Source organism: Flavobacterium filum DSM 17961 (assembly GCF_000425465.1).
GTDB lineage: Bacteria > Bacteroidota > Bacteroidia > Flavobacteriales > Flavobacteriaceae > Flavobacterium > Flavobacterium filum.
In genome coordinates, this window is record NZ_AUDM01000004.1 from 247,809 (window position 1) to 263,888 (window position 16,080).

At 35.6% G+C, this 16,080-nt stretch carries 13 protein-coding genes and 1 rRNA gene; 6 read left to right on the forward strand and 8 right to left on the reverse strand.

Annotated elements, in window-relative coordinates; all coding sequences use genetic code 11:
• Positions 1 to 10: 10 nt before the first annotated feature.
• The gene (locus H601_RS0102630) at positions 11 to 733 is read left to right on the forward strand and encodes a head GIN domain-containing protein (protein ID WP_026710068.1); all 723 of its coding nucleotides are present in this window, start codon (positions 11 to 13) and stop codon (positions 731 to 733) included.
• Positions 734 to 862: 129 nt separating this feature from the next.
• On the opposite strand, the gene H601_RS0102635 is transcribed toward H601_RS0102630, so the two are convergent.
• From H601_RS0102635 to H601_RS0102665, 7 genes are all read right to left on the reverse strand, one after another.
• A complete protein-coding gene (locus H601_RS0102635; protein ID WP_026710069.1) occupies positions 863 to 2,164 on the reverse strand; it encodes an MFS transporter in 1,302 nt (433 codons plus the stop codon).
• A 64-nt stretch (positions 2,165 to 2,228) separates the two neighbouring features.
• On the reverse strand, positions 2,229 to 3,047 hold the full coding sequence (locus tag H601_RS0102640) for a M48 family metallopeptidase (protein ID WP_026710070.1): 819 nt from the start codon (positions 3,045 to 3,047) through the stop codon (positions 2,229 to 2,231).
• Positions 3,048 to 3,081: 34 nt separating this feature from the next.
• Positions 3,082 to 5,481, reverse strand: coding sequence for a glycoside hydrolase family 31 protein (locus H601_RS0102645; RefSeq protein WP_026710071.1), 2,400 nt, complete (start codon positions 5,479 to 5,481; stop codon positions 3,082 to 3,084).
• Positions 5,482 to 5,693: 212 nt separating this feature from the next.
• Positions 5,694 to 7,607 carry a 1,4-alpha-glucan branching protein GlgB gene (gene glgB / locus H601_RS0102650; RefSeq protein ID WP_026710072.1) on the reverse strand — a complete coding sequence of 638 codons (1,914 nt, stop codon included), beginning with the start codon at positions 7,605 to 7,607 and terminating at the stop codon, positions 5,694 to 5,696.
• A gap of 170 nt (positions 7,608 to 7,777) precedes the next feature.
• On the reverse strand, positions 7,778 to 8,932 hold the full coding sequence (locus H601_RS0102655) for a hypothetical protein (protein WP_156900328.1): 1,155 nt from the start codon (positions 8,930 to 8,932) through the stop codon (positions 7,778 to 7,780).
• Between the two features lie 21 nt (positions 8,933 to 8,953).
• Positions 8,954 to 10,576 (reverse strand): maltokinase N-terminal cap-like domain-containing protein, encoded by a 1,623-nt coding sequence (locus H601_RS0102660; RefSeq protein WP_026710074.1) that lies wholly within the window; start codon positions 10,574 to 10,576, stop codon positions 8,954 to 8,956.
• On the reverse strand, positions 10,576 to 12,510 hold the full coding sequence (locus H601_RS0102665) for an alpha-1,4-glucan--maltose-1-phosphate maltosyltransferase (protein ID WP_026710075.1): 1,935 nt from the start codon (positions 12,508 to 12,510) through the stop codon (positions 10,576 to 10,578). Before H601_RS0102665 ends, H601_RS0102660 begins: the two co-directional genes overlap by 1 nt.
• A gap of 74 nt (positions 12,511 to 12,584) precedes the next feature.
• Between H601_RS0102665 and H601_RS0102670 the strand changes: the two genes are divergently transcribed.
• The 5 genes from H601_RS0102670 to H601_RS16765 all read left to right on the forward strand — a co-directional run bounded on the left by H601_RS0102670 (position 12,585) and on the right by H601_RS16765 (position 15,292).
• Positions 12,585 to 13,448, forward strand: coding sequence for an alpha/beta hydrolase family protein (locus H601_RS0102670; protein ID WP_026710076.1), 864 nt, complete (start codon positions 12,585 to 12,587; stop codon positions 13,446 to 13,448).
• Positions 13,449 to 13,784: 336 nt separating this feature from the next.
• Entirely contained in the window at positions 13,785 to 14,258 is a 474-nt protein-coding gene (gene msrB, locus H601_RS0102675) for a peptide-methionine (R)-S-oxide reductase MsrB (RefSeq protein ID WP_026710077.1), read from the forward strand.
• Entirely contained in the window at positions 14,255 to 14,644 is a 390-nt protein-coding gene (gene msrB, locus H601_RS0102680) for a peptide-methionine (R)-S-oxide reductase MsrB (RefSeq protein ID WP_026710078.1), read from the forward strand. Before msrB (H601_RS0102675) ends, msrB (H601_RS0102680) begins: the two co-directional genes overlap by 4 nt.
• A 2-nt stretch (positions 14,645 to 14,646) precedes the next feature.
• On the forward strand, positions 14,647 to 15,036 hold the full coding sequence (locus H601_RS16760; protein WP_245571601.1) for an endonuclease III domain-containing protein: 390 nt from the start codon (positions 14,647 to 14,649) through the stop codon (positions 15,034 to 15,036).
• A gap of 112 nt (positions 15,037 to 15,148) precedes the next feature.
• Positions 15,149 to 15,292, forward strand: a complete 144-nt coding sequence (locus tag H601_RS16765; RefSeq protein WP_245571602.1) for a hypothetical protein — start codon at positions 15,149 to 15,151, stop codon at positions 15,290 to 15,292.
• A 445-nt stretch (positions 15,293 to 15,737) separates the two neighbouring features.
• Here H601_RS16765 and rrf read toward each other — a convergent pair.
• Positions 15,738 to 15,846, reverse strand: a 5S ribosomal RNA gene (gene rrf / locus H601_RS0102690).
• Positions 15,847 to 16,080: the final 234 nt, after the last annotated feature.

The window sequence follows — 16,080 nt, forward strand, 5'->3', positions numbered from 1 at the left end:
AAAACTCATTATGAAAAAACTATTTATCATTTGTACATTTTTGTCCGTTTCAACTGCTTTTGCACAATGGGGACAAGAAAAAATTAAAGGAAACGGAAATATCGTAGCCAAAAACATTACCACATCTGATTATGACGAAATAGGTGTAGCCGGGGCTTTTTATGTCACTTTAATTGAAGGTAATGAAGGTAAAATTACTTTAAAAGGTGAAGAAAACTTACTTGAATATGTAATTATTGAAACCAATGGCGATGAATTAAAAATCAAAACCGAAAAAGGATTTAATCTTCAACCCTCAAAAGGGAATAAAATTGAAATCACTATTCCGGTTAAATCGATATCATCAGTTAGTTTAGCCGGTTCGGGTGATATTATTTCTTCTTTTACCCTAAAGTCTGATCAATTCAAGATGTCTTTGGCGGGTTCTGGTGATATAAAATTAGCCATTGATGCTAAAAATGTAACCGCTTCTTTAGCTGGTTCTGGAGACATTAATCTTAAAGGAATTTGTTCAGATTTTGAAGCTAGCTTAGCTGGTTCAGGTGATATATATGCTCTTGATTTAGTTTCTCAAAACAGTAAAGTTAACGTTTCGGGCTCTGGAAATATTTCAACCAATTGTACAGAATTTATTGAAGCTCGGGTTTCCGGTTCAGGTGATATAGAATACAAGGGAAAACCTAAAAAAATTGATACAAAAGTGGCAGGTTCTGGTAAAATTAAGATGATTTAGAAAATTTATTATCTGACACGAATTTCACGAATTGGCACGAATTAATCTATTCAGATTAGTGCAAATTAGTGAAATTCGTGTTCTTTTTTGAAGTAAAATCTACTACTTAAGAGCTATTCTATTAAGCTATCACACTTCTGAAACTTGATTTTTTGGCACACGTAGCAACAATAATAATCCTGCTACAAAGAAAACCATAAGAAAAACAATCGCATTTCGCATACTTCCGGTGATTTGATCGATTGTTCCGTAGATTGCCATTCCAATCACAATTCCGATTTTTTCAGCAACATCATAAAAACTAAAAAAGGAAGCTGTATCTTCGGTTTTGGGTAAAAATTTAGAATAAGTTGAACGAGAAAGTGCTTGAATTCCTCCCATCACCATTCCCACAAAACCAGCAGTCACATAAAAATGAATGGGTTCGGTTACAAAATAAGCAAACACACAAATAATGGCCCAAATGGCGTTGATCACAATCAACGTTCGAATATTACCAAACATTTCTGATGCTCGAGAAGTCAATGTTGCCCCTATTACTGCAACCAATTGAATTACTAAAATACTAATAATTAATCCCGTTGTTTTTTCACTATCTGTTGACCAATTGATTTCTTGTTCTCCAAAATAAGTAGCCACTAACATCACAGTTTGAACCGCCATACTATACACAAAGAAAGCAACCAAATAGCGATAAAGCCTTAGATTATGATATAACTGACTTTGTACTTTTTTTAATTCTTTAAAACCATTAAAAATGACATCTTTAGTAATTTTATCTGCATTTTTATTTCCTTTTGGCAAGAACCAAAACGCATATTGAGCAAAAAGAATCCACCAAATTCCGGTCATCGCAAAAGCCATTCGCATCGCATCTAGTGCTTCTTGCCCCTCTTTACCTAAAATGATGTATAAATTTAAAGCGAGTAATATAACACTTCCTATATATCCCATAGAATAGCCTTTGGCACTCAAACTGTCTTGTTGTTCTTTGTGAGCAATATCAGGCAAATAGGAATTATAAAATACCAAACTTCCCCAAAAACCTATCAATCCAAAGAAAAAGCATACAATTCCAAAGTAGATATTATCAGCCGTAAACCAATACATTCCAATACAAGACAAAGCACCTAAATAGCAAAAGAACTGCATAAATCGTTTTTTATTTCCTGCAAAATCGGCAATACCGGATAGAATTGGAGAAATAAATGCAACACATAAAAAGGCAAAAGCGGTCACAAAACTAATTAAAGCTGTACTTTTAAATTCGTAACCCATAAAAAGCACATTCGGATTATCTTTCGGAAATAAAAATCCATAATAAAGCGGAAAAATAGAAGACGAAATCACCAACGGATAAACCGAATTCGCCCAGTCATAAAACGCCCATGCATTTAAAAGTTTACTACTTCCTTTTTCAAGTGTTGCCATAGTTGAAATTTTTGGTCATAAAAAAAGCTGCTCTTTTAAGAACAGCTTCGAAGATACTATTTTTTTATTTGAAAACAACTCCGTACTTAGCTGCTTCTTTTTTTGCTTCGGGAATCCAATTGGTTAAATTTGAAACACGAGTGTCATGTGATGGATGCGTACTCATAAATTCCGGTGGTGCTTGTCCACCAGAAGCCGCTCCCATTCTTTGCCAAAACGGAACAGCTGCTTCCGGATTATAACCGGCTATTGCCATTAAAATCAACCCGATTTTATCCGCTTCACTTTCGTGACTCCTGCTGAATGGTAACATTCCAAACATTTGTGAACCTGCACCATATGCAGTCATTGCAATTGCTTGTGCTTGCTCACTTTTTTCTCCAACCGCTAACCCTACTCCAACTGCACCGGCTTGTTGCAGAATTCCGGCACTCATTCGTTGTTGTCCGTGATTTAATAATGCATGAGCAACTTCGTGACCCATTACAGTGGCTAAACCGGCTTCGTCTTTGGCAATAGGCATTATACCAGTATAAACTACAATTTTTCCACCAGGCATACACCAAGCATTCACCGCTTTATCTTCCACCAATTTATATTCCCATTGATAATCTTTTAAATACTCAGGATGACCAACGGCGGCCAACCATTTTTCAGCGGCTTGTTTGATTTTTATACCAACCGTTTCAACACGTTTTGCATCAGTTGTTCCCGTAACTACTTTATTTTCCTTTAAAAATGCATCATACTGTTGAAAAGCACTTGGAAAAATTGAACTGTTATTTACCAATGCCAATGAACTTTTTCCTGTTAACGGATTAGTAGCACATCCCATCGTAAAAACAAAAACTCCGAATAATCCAAAAGCAAAATAGCGTTTCATAATTTTATTATTTAATGATACTACAAAAATACGGTTATTCACCTATAATATGAAGTTCTGTAAAAAATTTATCTACAAGCATACTTGAAACCCCATCAAATGAAACAGACTCTAAATTCACTTTTTCATTATCTATTTCAATTGAAGTCACTTTAAAAGGCAATCCAATCAGATTAATTTTGAATTTTTGATAGTTGGTCATAAATTCGCCTTCTTTATGTAATTGAATGATGACCTCTTTTTCTTTACCTGTAAAATTAAACGTTCGCAATGAAAATCTTCCTTTGTTATAATCATAACCATCTTGAGCATCTTCATATAAAACGGTTTTTTCTTTTCCAAATGTATAATAAACTTCAAGTGTTATTTCATCAAAATCTTTTTCGCCTACATATTGTTGAACCGGATATTTCGGAACAATAGCTCCTTCTTTGATAAAAATCGGAATTTGATCATAATCGGTTGCTACCCATAATTCTCTTTTTCCTTCCACCAATTCATTCGTCCAATAATTATACCATTTTCCTTTGGGTAAATACATTCGGCGACCTAAAGCATTGGGCTCTAAAATCGGACAAACCAAAATATGATTTCCAAATATAAATTCATCTGTTCGATACAAGGTTTGAATATCTTCCTGATCAAAATAAACCAATGGTTTTAGCATCGGTTCTCCCTCATTAACATATTTCCAGAACATGGTATATAAATAAGGTAATAATTGATAACGAAGATTCACAAATTTGCGAGTTATATTAACTACATCTTCTCCAAATGACCATGGTTCTTGCTCGCCATGATCTCCGGAAGAATGGGTTCTGCAAAACGGATGAAACACGCCTAACTGTATCCAACGAGCATACAATTCGCCCGAAGGTTGTTCGGCAAAACCACCAATATCAGAACCGGTAAAACCCATTCCGCTAATCGACATACGTTGCATTTGAATGTTGGCTATCCATAAATGCTCCCAAGTAGCTACGTTGTCACCCGTCCAAGACGAAGTATAACGTTGAGCACCGGAATAAGCCGAACGCGTGATAATAAATGGTCGTTTTGGATAAGCAAATCGCTTCACACCTTCATAGGTTGCTCTTGCCATTTGTGTTCCGTAAATATTATGAGCTTTTCGGTGACTGCACGGATGACCATCATAGTCATGACGAACATCCATCGGAAAGGTTTTTCCGGGAACATCCATTACAGCAGGCTCATTCATATCATTCCACACTCCTTTTACCCCAATATCCGAAATCAATTCTTTGAATAAACCGGCCCACCATTCACGAACTTCAGGATTGGTATAGTCCGGGAAATTACATTCACCGGGCCAAACTTTTCCTTTCATGTAAGGTCCGTCGGCTCGTTTGCAGAAATAATCTTTGTCTAAGGCTTCCTGATAAACCCAATACTCTTTGTCAATTTTTATTCCCGGGTCAATAATGACAACGGTTTTAAAACCGTCTTTGGCTAATTCGGCTACCATTCGCTTGGGTTCAGGAAAGTATTCTTTGCTCCAAGTAAAACAACGGAAACCTTCCATATAATCAATATCCAAATAGATAGCATCACAAGGAATTTGTAATTTTCTAAAAGTGGATGTGATTTCTTTTACCTTACTTTCCGGATAATAACTCCATTTACATTGATGATAACCCAACGTCCACATCGGTGGAAGCTCCGGTTTTCCGGTAAGATGAGTATAATTCGTCACCACATCTTTCATTTTTGGACCGTAAATGAAATAATAATTCATTTCACCTCCCTCAGCCCAAAAACTGGTGACGTTTCTGCGTTCATGACAAAAATCAAAAAACGTTCGGAACGTATTATCAAAAAAGATTCCATAAGCTTTGTTGTGATGTAATCCAATATAAAAGGGTACCACTTTATACAAAGGTTCTTGATCGCGATGAAAAGCGTATTGATCGGTAGCCCAATTTTCAACACGTTTCCCCTTTAAGTTTAAATGTGTGGCTTTATCGCCCAAACCATAATAACATTCGCCGTCATTGGCTTTCTTGCTCATTTTTACGATGTTTCCACCAAATTCATAACTTTCCTCCCAATGAAAACCAATTTCATCATCCAAAATTTGAAAACCTTCTAAATCAAAAATCGAAACTTTTGCATTTTCTTTATTGATTTTACAAACAATTTTACTGGTGGTAATGGTATAAAAAGTTTTATGTTCTTCAACATTCAATTCATTGTAACCGTGAGATTGTCCTTTATCAATAGCATACGAGAAATCCTTATTGAAATAGCCTTTGGTCGTGTAACGAAAACGAATCATACTATCGCGAAGAATCGTAATCTTTAAAACCACATTATTTTCAGTGTAAAAAAAGACGTTGTCAACATCTTGATTAAAGGAAATTATCTTAGAAGGAAATTGATCGCCTTTGTATTCTAATTCGGTATTTGTAATCATACTTTTGGGTTATAATGTTCAAATTTACAAAGTTGAACCTATTTATTTGTTTTTAATTTGAGGTTTTATTAACTCAAACGTTTGCGTTTATGGATAAAATGAAAATCCCTCTAGCTAAGAGGGATTTAAACCTGACAGGTTTTTGAAACCTGTCAGGTTTAAGACTATTTCTTAATGAAACTTAATACCTTAATGGTTAAAAAATAGTTATTCTACTTCACAGAAACCTTAAAAACCGAAACTCCCAACGGCGGCAAAGTCAATTCTGCCGAAAAATCTCTGCCATTCCAAGGTTCTTTTTCAATTTTGATGGCTTTTTTATTGTTGATACCACTTCCGCCGTATTCCACTTTATCAGAATTAAAAATTTCAGTCAATTTTCCTTTGGAAGGCAATCCAATTCGATAATTCTCCCGAACAACCGGCGTAAAATTACAAACCACCACTACATTTTCTTTTTCATTTTTTCCTTTACGGATATAACTCAGTACCGCATTTTGATGGTCGGAATAATTGATCCACTCAAAACCTTCAGGACTAAATTGATTTTCAAATAAAGCGGGATTGGTTTTATAGAGTTCATTCAAGTCTGAAATACATTTTCGTGTGCCTTCGTGATAACCGTATTGCAACAAATGCCAGTCTAAACTTCCGTCAAATTTCCACTCGGCTCGTTGACCGAATTCAGATCCCATAAACAATAAATTCGTTCCCGGATGCGTGAACATATAACCGTAAAGTAGTCGCAAATTGGCAAACTGCTGCCATTCGTCGCCTGTCATTCGTCCTAAAATGGATTTTTTTCCATAAACAACTTCATCGTGCGAAAGCGGTAACATAAAGTTTTCGGAAAACGCATACGTCATCGAAAAAGTCAAATCATTTTGATGGTATTTTCGATAAATCGATTCGCGTTTAAAGTATTCTAAAGTATCGTGCATCCATCCCATCATCCATTTCATTCCAAATCCTAATCCACCTACCGATGTTGGTCTGGAAACCATTGGAAACGACGTGCTTTCTTCGGCAATGGTCTGTACTCCTTCATAATTTGTATAAACCGCTTCATTAAAATCTTTTAAGAAACTGATTGTGTCTAAATTTTCTCTTCCGCCAAAAATATTCGGCTCCCACTCCCCTTCTTTTCTGGAATAATCCAAATACAACATCGAAGCCACGGCATCAACACGAAGTCCGTCTGCGTGATAATAATCCAACCAAAATAAGGCGTTGGAAATCAAAAACGAACGCACTTCATTTCTACCATAATTAAAAACTAAACTTTTCCAATCAGGGTGATACCCTTTTCTTCGATCGGGATGTTCATACAAATTGGAACCGTCAAAAAATCCTAAACCGTGAGCATCGTCGGGAAAATGCGACGGAACCCAGTCTAAAATCACACCTATTCCGGCTTGATGCAATTTATCCACCAAAAACATAAAATCCTGCGGTTTTCCAAATCGGGACGTTGGAGCAAAATAACCCACCAACTGATAACCCCACGATGGATCGTATGGATATTCCATAATTGGCATAAATTCAACGTGCGTAAAACCGGTTTCTTTGACATAATTCACCAAATCTTCCGCCAATTCTAAATACGTCAGCGAACGATCTTGCTCTAAATTGCGTTTCCACGAACCCAAATGCACTTCATACACCGAATACGGTTTATCTAAACCATTTTTTTCTTTTCGGGAATCCATCCATTTTTCGTCTTTCCATTTGTATTCCAAATCCCAAATAACCGAAGCCGTTTCCGGTGGTTTTTGGCAATACAACGCAAAAGGATCGGCTTTTTCAGTGATGATTCCGTTGTTGTTGGACTGAATTTTATATTTGTATTTTGTTCCTTTATCTACTCCGGGAATAAATCCTTCCCAAATTCCGGAAGAATCCCAACGAACATGCAATTGATGTTCGCCTTGAATCCAATAATTAAAATCGCCCACCACCGAAACCGAACGTGCAGACGGTGCCCAAACGGCAAAATAAACGCCTTTTACGCCGTTGACCTCCGTGAGATGAGCTCCTAATTTTTCGTATAATCTAAAATGTTTTCCGGCTTTGAATAAGGCGATGTCAAAATCGGTGAAAAGGGAATGTGGTTGTACTTGGTTCATATTTTTTAACCTTAAATGGTTTTAATTTTTATAGTTTATTTAATTTTTTTATCGCTTTGCCGCTTTGCAAAGGCGTGGATTTTCAGCACTAAACTTCATTAGATATCCAAAGCTTAAATTCAGCACTTCACTGTCATAGAAGTACGAAACCCACGATTTTGAAACGGCTGTTAGCGGCTGTGATTTTCATTCCAGTCTAGTTTTGTGATTTTTTTTCCATTTATTATTAATACTGATATTTCTCTGTCTAATCCTGTACCGTAATGGTCTAGGTTCATTAAAGTGTAATTACCATACTTGTTTGTAATTGGGTCGTGAGTGTATAAATCGTTAAAAAATAAAGGATTTACAATTTCTATTTCATTATTCTTAATTTCTGCAATGAATGTAAGGTCAGAAAGATGAACTATATATAAAACTTTGTCTTCGTAACTAAATGATGAAAATATTTGAACATCGTAAAAGTCAATTTTTTTCACGTATGCATTTGATTTATCGGTATAACCTAAAGCCTGTCCTTTAACTGTTTTTCCAATTTCTTTTGGTTTTGCAAAGGTTAATTTAGTTGGGTCATATATAGTTTTTACTTCTGTTGAACCATCGAAGTGTCCCAAGTGAGCTAATACATTATAACCGTTTGCATTTTTAATTACAGAATTAGCACAAGTAGATTCAGTAAAAAATGTTTTTGAAGTTGATTTTTCAAAAAAGTAAACTGTTCCGCCCCATTCTCCAAAACAATCACCGTAAACAATGAATTTTTCATCTTCAAATAGTTTTGGTTTATTTTTGAGTGGAAATTTGTCTTTGTATTTAGTCCATTTACTTCCACTCCATAAGAAAATAGAATTACCTGACAAACCGCCTAATTGATTGTCAATTATCCAATGATATTTAAATTTTTTAGTGTTTAATTTACCTTCAAATTTTGTATCACGCTCAAAATTATCAAGATTAAAACAAGCAAATTTTCCATTTTCAAAAAGCGAAACAAGAGAGTTTTCAAATATGACTGAAAAAGATTTTGGAAAATTTTTAACATAATTTTTTTCTTCTTCATCATATTCATATTTGTTAATGAAATATGGATTTTTTATTACATGATGAGTTGTGTCGAATTCAATATAGTTGTCGCTTACGGAAACATTAAACTTTTCTTTGAGAGGGCTTAAATATAGACTGTCTTTCGTTATCAAAGCACTTCCCCAAGTTTGTTTTTTGAAGTGCTCAATAAGTTTCCTTTCGAGTTCAAAATGTTTGTCTTGAGCAAACGCTGAAATCGAAAATCCAAAAATTAATAATATGTAGAGTCGTTTTTTCATCATAGCAACTAACTATCGACTATTCTAATAATTCATAATACTCTGAATCCCCCTCAACGGAATCACCGCCCATCGTGGTCTCGAATTCAATTCATAACCCAACTCATAAACAGCTTTTTCCAACAAACAATACTTCAACAAAAAGTCGATTTCGTGGTTATAACCAATGTTTAAATTGCCGGATTGAGCTTTTTCGATGTAGGTTTCCAAAAAGACGCCTACAAAATATTTGTATAAAATTTCTCCAGCTTTAAACAATTCTTCTTGTTCATAGGGATATTTTTCTTTGTTGTTAAAAATCGTCGCATAAATGGCGTAATGAAACGAACGAAACATTCCTGCCACATCTTTCAACGGCGGTTGTTTCACTTTTCGGTCACGAATGGTGCTTTCCGGTTCACCTTCAAAATCTAAAATATAGAAATCATCACCATTCACCAACACTTGTCCCAAATGATAATCACCGTGAATGCGAATGCGTTCCGATTTCATTTTTGTCCAATCGAAATCCACAAAATGTTTTCGGACCAACTTTTTATTTTCCATAAATTGATGAGCCAATTCCAACGCCAATCCATCCAATTTATGTAAACTGTTTTCAATGATATTCAATCGATTCTGAAATTGATATAACATCCTGTTTTTTAGCCAAACGGTATAATCACCGTTGTAAGTGGTTGGTGTAAAAGCTGTTTCGTGAATATCGCTTCCCAACGCAATGTGCATTTCTGCCGTTCGTAAAGCCAACGTTTGAATACGCAAAAACAAACTCAATCCCACCCAATCAATAATTTCAGGCGGAATTTCATTTATCCGTAATCGCTTAAACATCGAAATATCGGGTAATTTATCGATTTTGATTTTTTTGCGTTTCAAATTATCAAAAACACCGTCAATTTGTTCCAACATAAACTTCCATGCATCGCCCTGATTGGAAACCAATTCTTGCATCAAACCGAGCGTAATATTTCCTTCGGCCAAAGCCAAATTAATGCTTCCGGTATAACGTGGTGTATTTTCAAAATGCATGCGTTCTGTCAAAAAACGACTGATTTCATAGTCGGGATTTGTGCTGACATAAATTCTTCTAAAAATCTTCAACACAAACGAATCATTGTAAATAATTGACGTGTTGCTTTGCTCCAATCCCATAAAACGAGAAGATTGATATTCTTCTTTTTCAATGGATGAGCCTTTGTGAAAAACCAATTTCAATCCGGGTGTTTCTTTTGACTTTACAATATTATCAAACAACAATTTACGGAAATCTTCTTGATGTAAAGCATCAACTAAATAACCGGTTTGTTTTCCCATCACAACAGGAGCAATAACAGTGCTTGTATCTAATTCTTCTTTAGCCATAAAAGCCAAAGGCATAAAATAATGTTGGTAAAAAGCTTCTTTGAAATTCACTTCCAACAACACACCATAATAGGTGTTTTTCTTCGAAGTTATCTTAAACTGATCAACCACCTCGATGTACTTTAACGTACTCGCTTTTCCACCATACCAACGTTTGTTGATGATATAATTTTCTAAAATATCCGAAGAAAAAACCTTGACAAAATCGTCGTCTTCAAAACAAGTTTCCCACGTTGTTTTAAATTCGAATGTACTGGTAAAAGTATCTTGGTTGGTTGTATTCATTATCGTTCAATTTTAAATAAATGAAAAGGTAAAGCAGGATGTAATTCCACGAAATTCCACTCTCTATCCCAATAGTAACTGTTTCCGGTGATTAAATCGGTCACTTTAACGGGCTGATTTCCAATTTCTTCCAAAGGTAAACGAACAACGGCTTGCAACGGATTTTGTGCATTCATACTACAAACCATCAACGTATGATCGGTTTTTGCATCATCAAATTTATAGTAAGCAATCAATTGCTCGTTATCTGTTTTACAAAAAACAATATTATTGGTTTGTTGCAACGATTCTTGCTGTTTTCTGATATGATTGATGCGAGTAATCAACGTAGTCAATTTGTTTTTCGCTTCCCAATCCCAATGATATACTTCGTATTTCTCCGAATTCAAATATTCTTCTTTTCCTTTTGCCATCGGTTGATGAACCAAAAATTCATAAGCAGGACCGTAAATTCCGACACTTGAACTCAATGTCGCAGCTAAAAAATATTTCTGTAAATAAACCGATTCATTTCCGGTTTGCAACGCAAAAGGCAGAATATCAGGCGTATTTGGCCAGAAATTTGGTCTAAAAAATTCTTTTTGTTCCGTTTGCGTCAATTCGGTTACGTATTCAATCAACTCGGCTTTCGTATTTCGCCACGTAAAATAAGTATAAGATTGCGAAAAACCTTGCTTCGCCAATTCATTCATAATTTTCGGTCGTGTGAAAGCTTCTGATAAAAACAATACATCCGGATGTTTTTTCTTAATCTCACCAATTAACCAACCCCAAATATAAAACGGTTTTGTATGCGGATTATCCACTCGGAAAACGCGAATCCCACATTCTTCAACCCAAAATAAAGCAACATCTAACAATTCTTTCCATAAGTTTTTCCAATCGCCGCTTTCAAAATAAATCGGTTGAATATCTTGGTATTTTTTTGGTGGATTTTCGGCATATTGCACCGTTCCGTCCGGTCGCCATTTAAACCATTGCGGAAAATCCTTCACATACGGATGATCAGGAGCGGCTTGCAATGCATAATCCATCGCTACTTCAATGCCCATCGATTGGGCTTTTTTAACCAACGCTTTAAAATCGTCAATCGTTCCCAATTCAGGGTGTGTTGATTTATGTCCGCCATGTTTTGAACCAATTCCCCACGGTGAACCCACATCGCCTTTTTCAGCCGTAGTGGCATTGTTTTTTCCTTTGCGATTCACTTCACCAATCGGATGAATCGGCGGAAAATACAACGTATCAAAACCCATTTCGGCTACACGTGGCAACAATCGTTCGCAATCTTTAAAGGTTCCATGTTTCCCGGGAGTTTCTGAAGCTGAACGTGGAAAAAATTCATACCAAGTGCTAAACAAGGCTTTTTTTCTATCCACATACACCTTCAATTCCGCAGAAGAATTCGCTAATGTTCTAGTTGGGTATTTCTTAAAAATCTGATGTAATTCATCCGACAACGCAATTTCAATCGCAGAATCGTATAATTTTGCATCTTGAAACGCTTTAATGGCAGAATTCAAATAGGCTTTTTCCTCTTTCGTAACTTCTTTCAAAATCGCTTGGCAATACTCTGCTCCTTCCAACAACTCCGATTTAACGTGTTGATTATCATTTATCTTTCGCTCCGTTCCGTGTTGCCAATTCAAAGCATAATCAACCCAACCTTCAATAAAATAGGAATAAAATCCTTGTTTTTCAACTGTAAATTCAGCTTCCCATTCGTCATTTTCGGTGGGAGACATTCGCACTTCACTCCACTTTTTGTCTTTTTCATGCTTAAATTTCACACAACATTCCACCACATCATGACCGTCTGAAAAAACATGTGCCGATACATTCACTTTTTGGTTGATAATTCGCTTGATATAAAAAGAACCTCCATCTAATTGAGGCTTCACACTTTCAATAATGATTCGCGTCTGATTTTGCATTTTAAGTAATTTTTATGAACTCTAAATTTATAAAAAATAAAATTAAATCTTATCTTTCCTTAAAATTTATTGAAATGTCAAAAAAAACCAAATCTGACAATCAATCCTTGCAGATTCCGAAGCCAATTCTCATAACCGCTAAATTTTTGCAAGCAATTTCACCAAAATTAGCTACTCAATTTGCTGCAAAACTTTTTACAACACCCATAAAACACAAGATTCCGAAACGGGAATTTCAAATGGATAAACAAAGTATTCAACGCGATATTTTAATTCCATCCATCAATAAAACCATAAAAACCTACCAATACGGCAACAGTCCTAAAAAGATTTTGCTCGTTCACGGTTGGTCTGGTCGCGGCACACAATTAGTCAAAATAGCTGATAAACTCATTGAAATGGGTTATGCAACGGTGAGTTTTGATGCTCCGGCACACGGAAAAAGCAAAGGAAATTCGTCAATAATGACCGAATTTATTGCGAGTATACATGAACTGGATAAAAAATTCGGACCTTTTGAATATGCCATCGGTCATTCGTTAGGTGGCATGTCCATCATCAACGCCATCAAACAAAACCTGAATGTCAAAAAAGCCGTAATTATCGGAAGCGGAGATTTGATTCAGGATATTATAACCGATTTTATTGAAAAATTACAGCTCAAACCCGAAATCGGCAATCGAATGCGTGAACATTTTGAACAGAAATTCGGAGAATCCATGAATAATTATTCCACTTCAGTGGTTGCTAAAAATATTGAAACGCCGGTTTTTATAATTCATGACGAAGACGATTCAGATGTAAATGTAAAATGTGCACACAATATTCACAATCATCTAAAAAATAGTAAACTAATGATAACCAAAAAATTAGGACATCGAAAAATACTTGGAAACGAAAAAGTAATCGAAGAAATAATTGCTTTTATCAGGAGCTAATCCGGCTATTCGCTGTAACTCCTCGGCCTTCAAGCTATTTTTCTATCACTTTTTCGTGGCTTCCTTTGGTCGCCCCAAAAAGTGAAGAAAAATTAGCTTTCAGTCCTGCGGGGTTTCCGCTACTATCCGGGCTAGGACATGTGCTAAAAAGGAATAATTATGATAATATAGGTTTAACCACGAATTACACGAATTACACGAATTTCACAAATTTTATTCGTTTTAAATTCGTGCTAATTAGTGTAATTCGTGGCAAAATAAAAAAGTTAAGCTCCGTGAAATTCTTAATCCGTGATAATTAGTGAAATTCGTGTCAAAAAAAAAAAAAAAACAGCTATGAAAAAATTAATTTTAATTCTGTCTATCTTCACCTTAACCTCGTGTCAAGGACAAAAAAAAGAAACTAAAAAACCCTTAAAAGTCGTTAAAACCGAAGCCGAATGGAAAGCTGAACTCACACCAGAACAATACGAAGTTCTACGTAAAAAAGGAACGGAAAGAGCTTTCACCGGAGAATATTGGAATCACTTTGAAGAAGGACAATACGTTTGTGCCGCCTGTGAGAATCCATTATTTGCCTCAGAAACCAAATTCGATTCCGACTGCGGTTGGCCTTCTTTTGACCAAGCCATTAAAGGTTCTGTTATCTATGAAAATGACTATAGTTTTGGCATGTCTCGTGTAGAAGTTATGTGTGCCAATTGCGGTGGTCATCTTGGTCATGTTTTCAACGACGGTCCCAAAGAAACAACCGGAAAACGTTTTTGTACCAATTCAGTTTCTGTTAAATTTAAACCAAAAATAAAATGAGTTATAAAGTCCAAAAAACTGAAGAAGAATGGAAAACCGAACTTGGTTTAGAAAAATATAAAATCCTCCGCCAAAAAGGAACAGAATTTCCACACACCGGACAATACAACCTTCATTTTGAAAAAGGCACTTATTGTTGTGCCGGTTGTGGAGAACCACTATTTGAAAGTTCAACAAAATTTAACGCACATTGTGGTTGGCCATCGTTTGACAAATCTATTCCTGGAAAAGTGGAATACCATAAAGATACAACTCACGGAATGATTCGAACTGAAATCTTGTGTGCTTCATGCGGCGGACATCTTGGTCACGTCTTCGATGATGGTCCTACTGAAACTGGAATTCGCTATTGTGTAAATTCATTATCGATTGATTTTAAAGAGTGAAAATGAATCTATTTGAAGAAACACCTAATTGGAATGAAAAACTTACTCCTTTAATTCTAAAATATAAAGGACGAAAGCATCCATTAGATTACCAAAATGCTTATCAATTGTTGGTCATGGTTGTGCTTTCTGCTCAAGATTCAGATGCAAACATCAATAAAATTTCACCTGAATTATTCAAAAACTTTCCGAATATGGAAGTATTAGCCGGTTCAAACGCAGAATCGTTAATTCCTTTTATTAGTAAAGTGAGAAATTTTGCGACAAAAGCAAATTGGCTTATTGAAATCGCTAAAACCGTAAAAGAAGATAAATACATCCCAACAAATCTTGAAAACTTGACTGCTCTAAAAGGAATAGGTAGGAAAATCAGCCAATGTAATTATTCGTGAAACCAACAAAAAAGCAGAAGGAATTATAGCTGACTTACACGTAATCCGAGTTTCTCCAAGAATTGGCCTAACCGATGACAGCAAAGATGGTATAAAAATCGAAAAACAACTCATGAAAATCCTTCCTTCTGAAATCTGGAACGAAATCGGAATGGCTATTTCATTTCTCGGAAGAGAAATATGTCGCCCAACCAATCCAAAATGTGATCAATGCATCATCGTAAAAGATTGTCAATATCTACTTAAGTCTGTTTAATTTTTGAGGTAATTTAGTGGCTTTCTTTGTGGCAAACAACCATTGCGAAGCAATCCCTTTCTGTGTTTTCCGTGCTTTCTGTGAGAAAAAAGTTTTCAGTCATCAGTCTCAGTTTTGTCATTTCGCAAGATGAAGAAGTCGAAATAGGACACCAGCAATAGCAAACTAACAAAGTAATCTCCTGCAAAGCAGGCAAAACAACTATTGCGAAGCAATCTCATTCCGTGTTTTCTGTGAGAAAATATTTTATCTCTGTTTCCCTCGAACCCGCAATTCTTCCTCTTTAGACTTACTAATTTATATGCTTAATTTTTTCAAATCCACAGGTTTTCGACTTGATCCAATTTTTGTTCTGTTTTCATAAGTTATACTTTTGTCTAAACCTATTTTAGGACAAGACATATAAAACAAAAAACCCCTCATCGTTAGATGAAGGGTTTCTAAAAGAAGGCGGCGACATACTCTCCCACAAAATGCAGTACCATCTGCGCAGGCGGGCTTAACTTCTCTGTTCGGAATGGGAAGAGGTGAGCCCCGCCGCAATAACCACCTTAAATTTTAGTGATTAGTTCTTAGTGATTGGTGATTAGTCAGATGACTAATTACTAATTACTTGTCACTAATTACTCTCGTTAATGCAACGAGAAAATATTTTAACATACTGAGATAAAAATTAATTTCGTAGAAAAGTTTTTCTCCCCCGATCGTAATCGGGGGAACTTTATTCACATAAGCTTACGGGTTATTAGTACTACTCGACTATGACATTACTGCCTTTACATCTATAG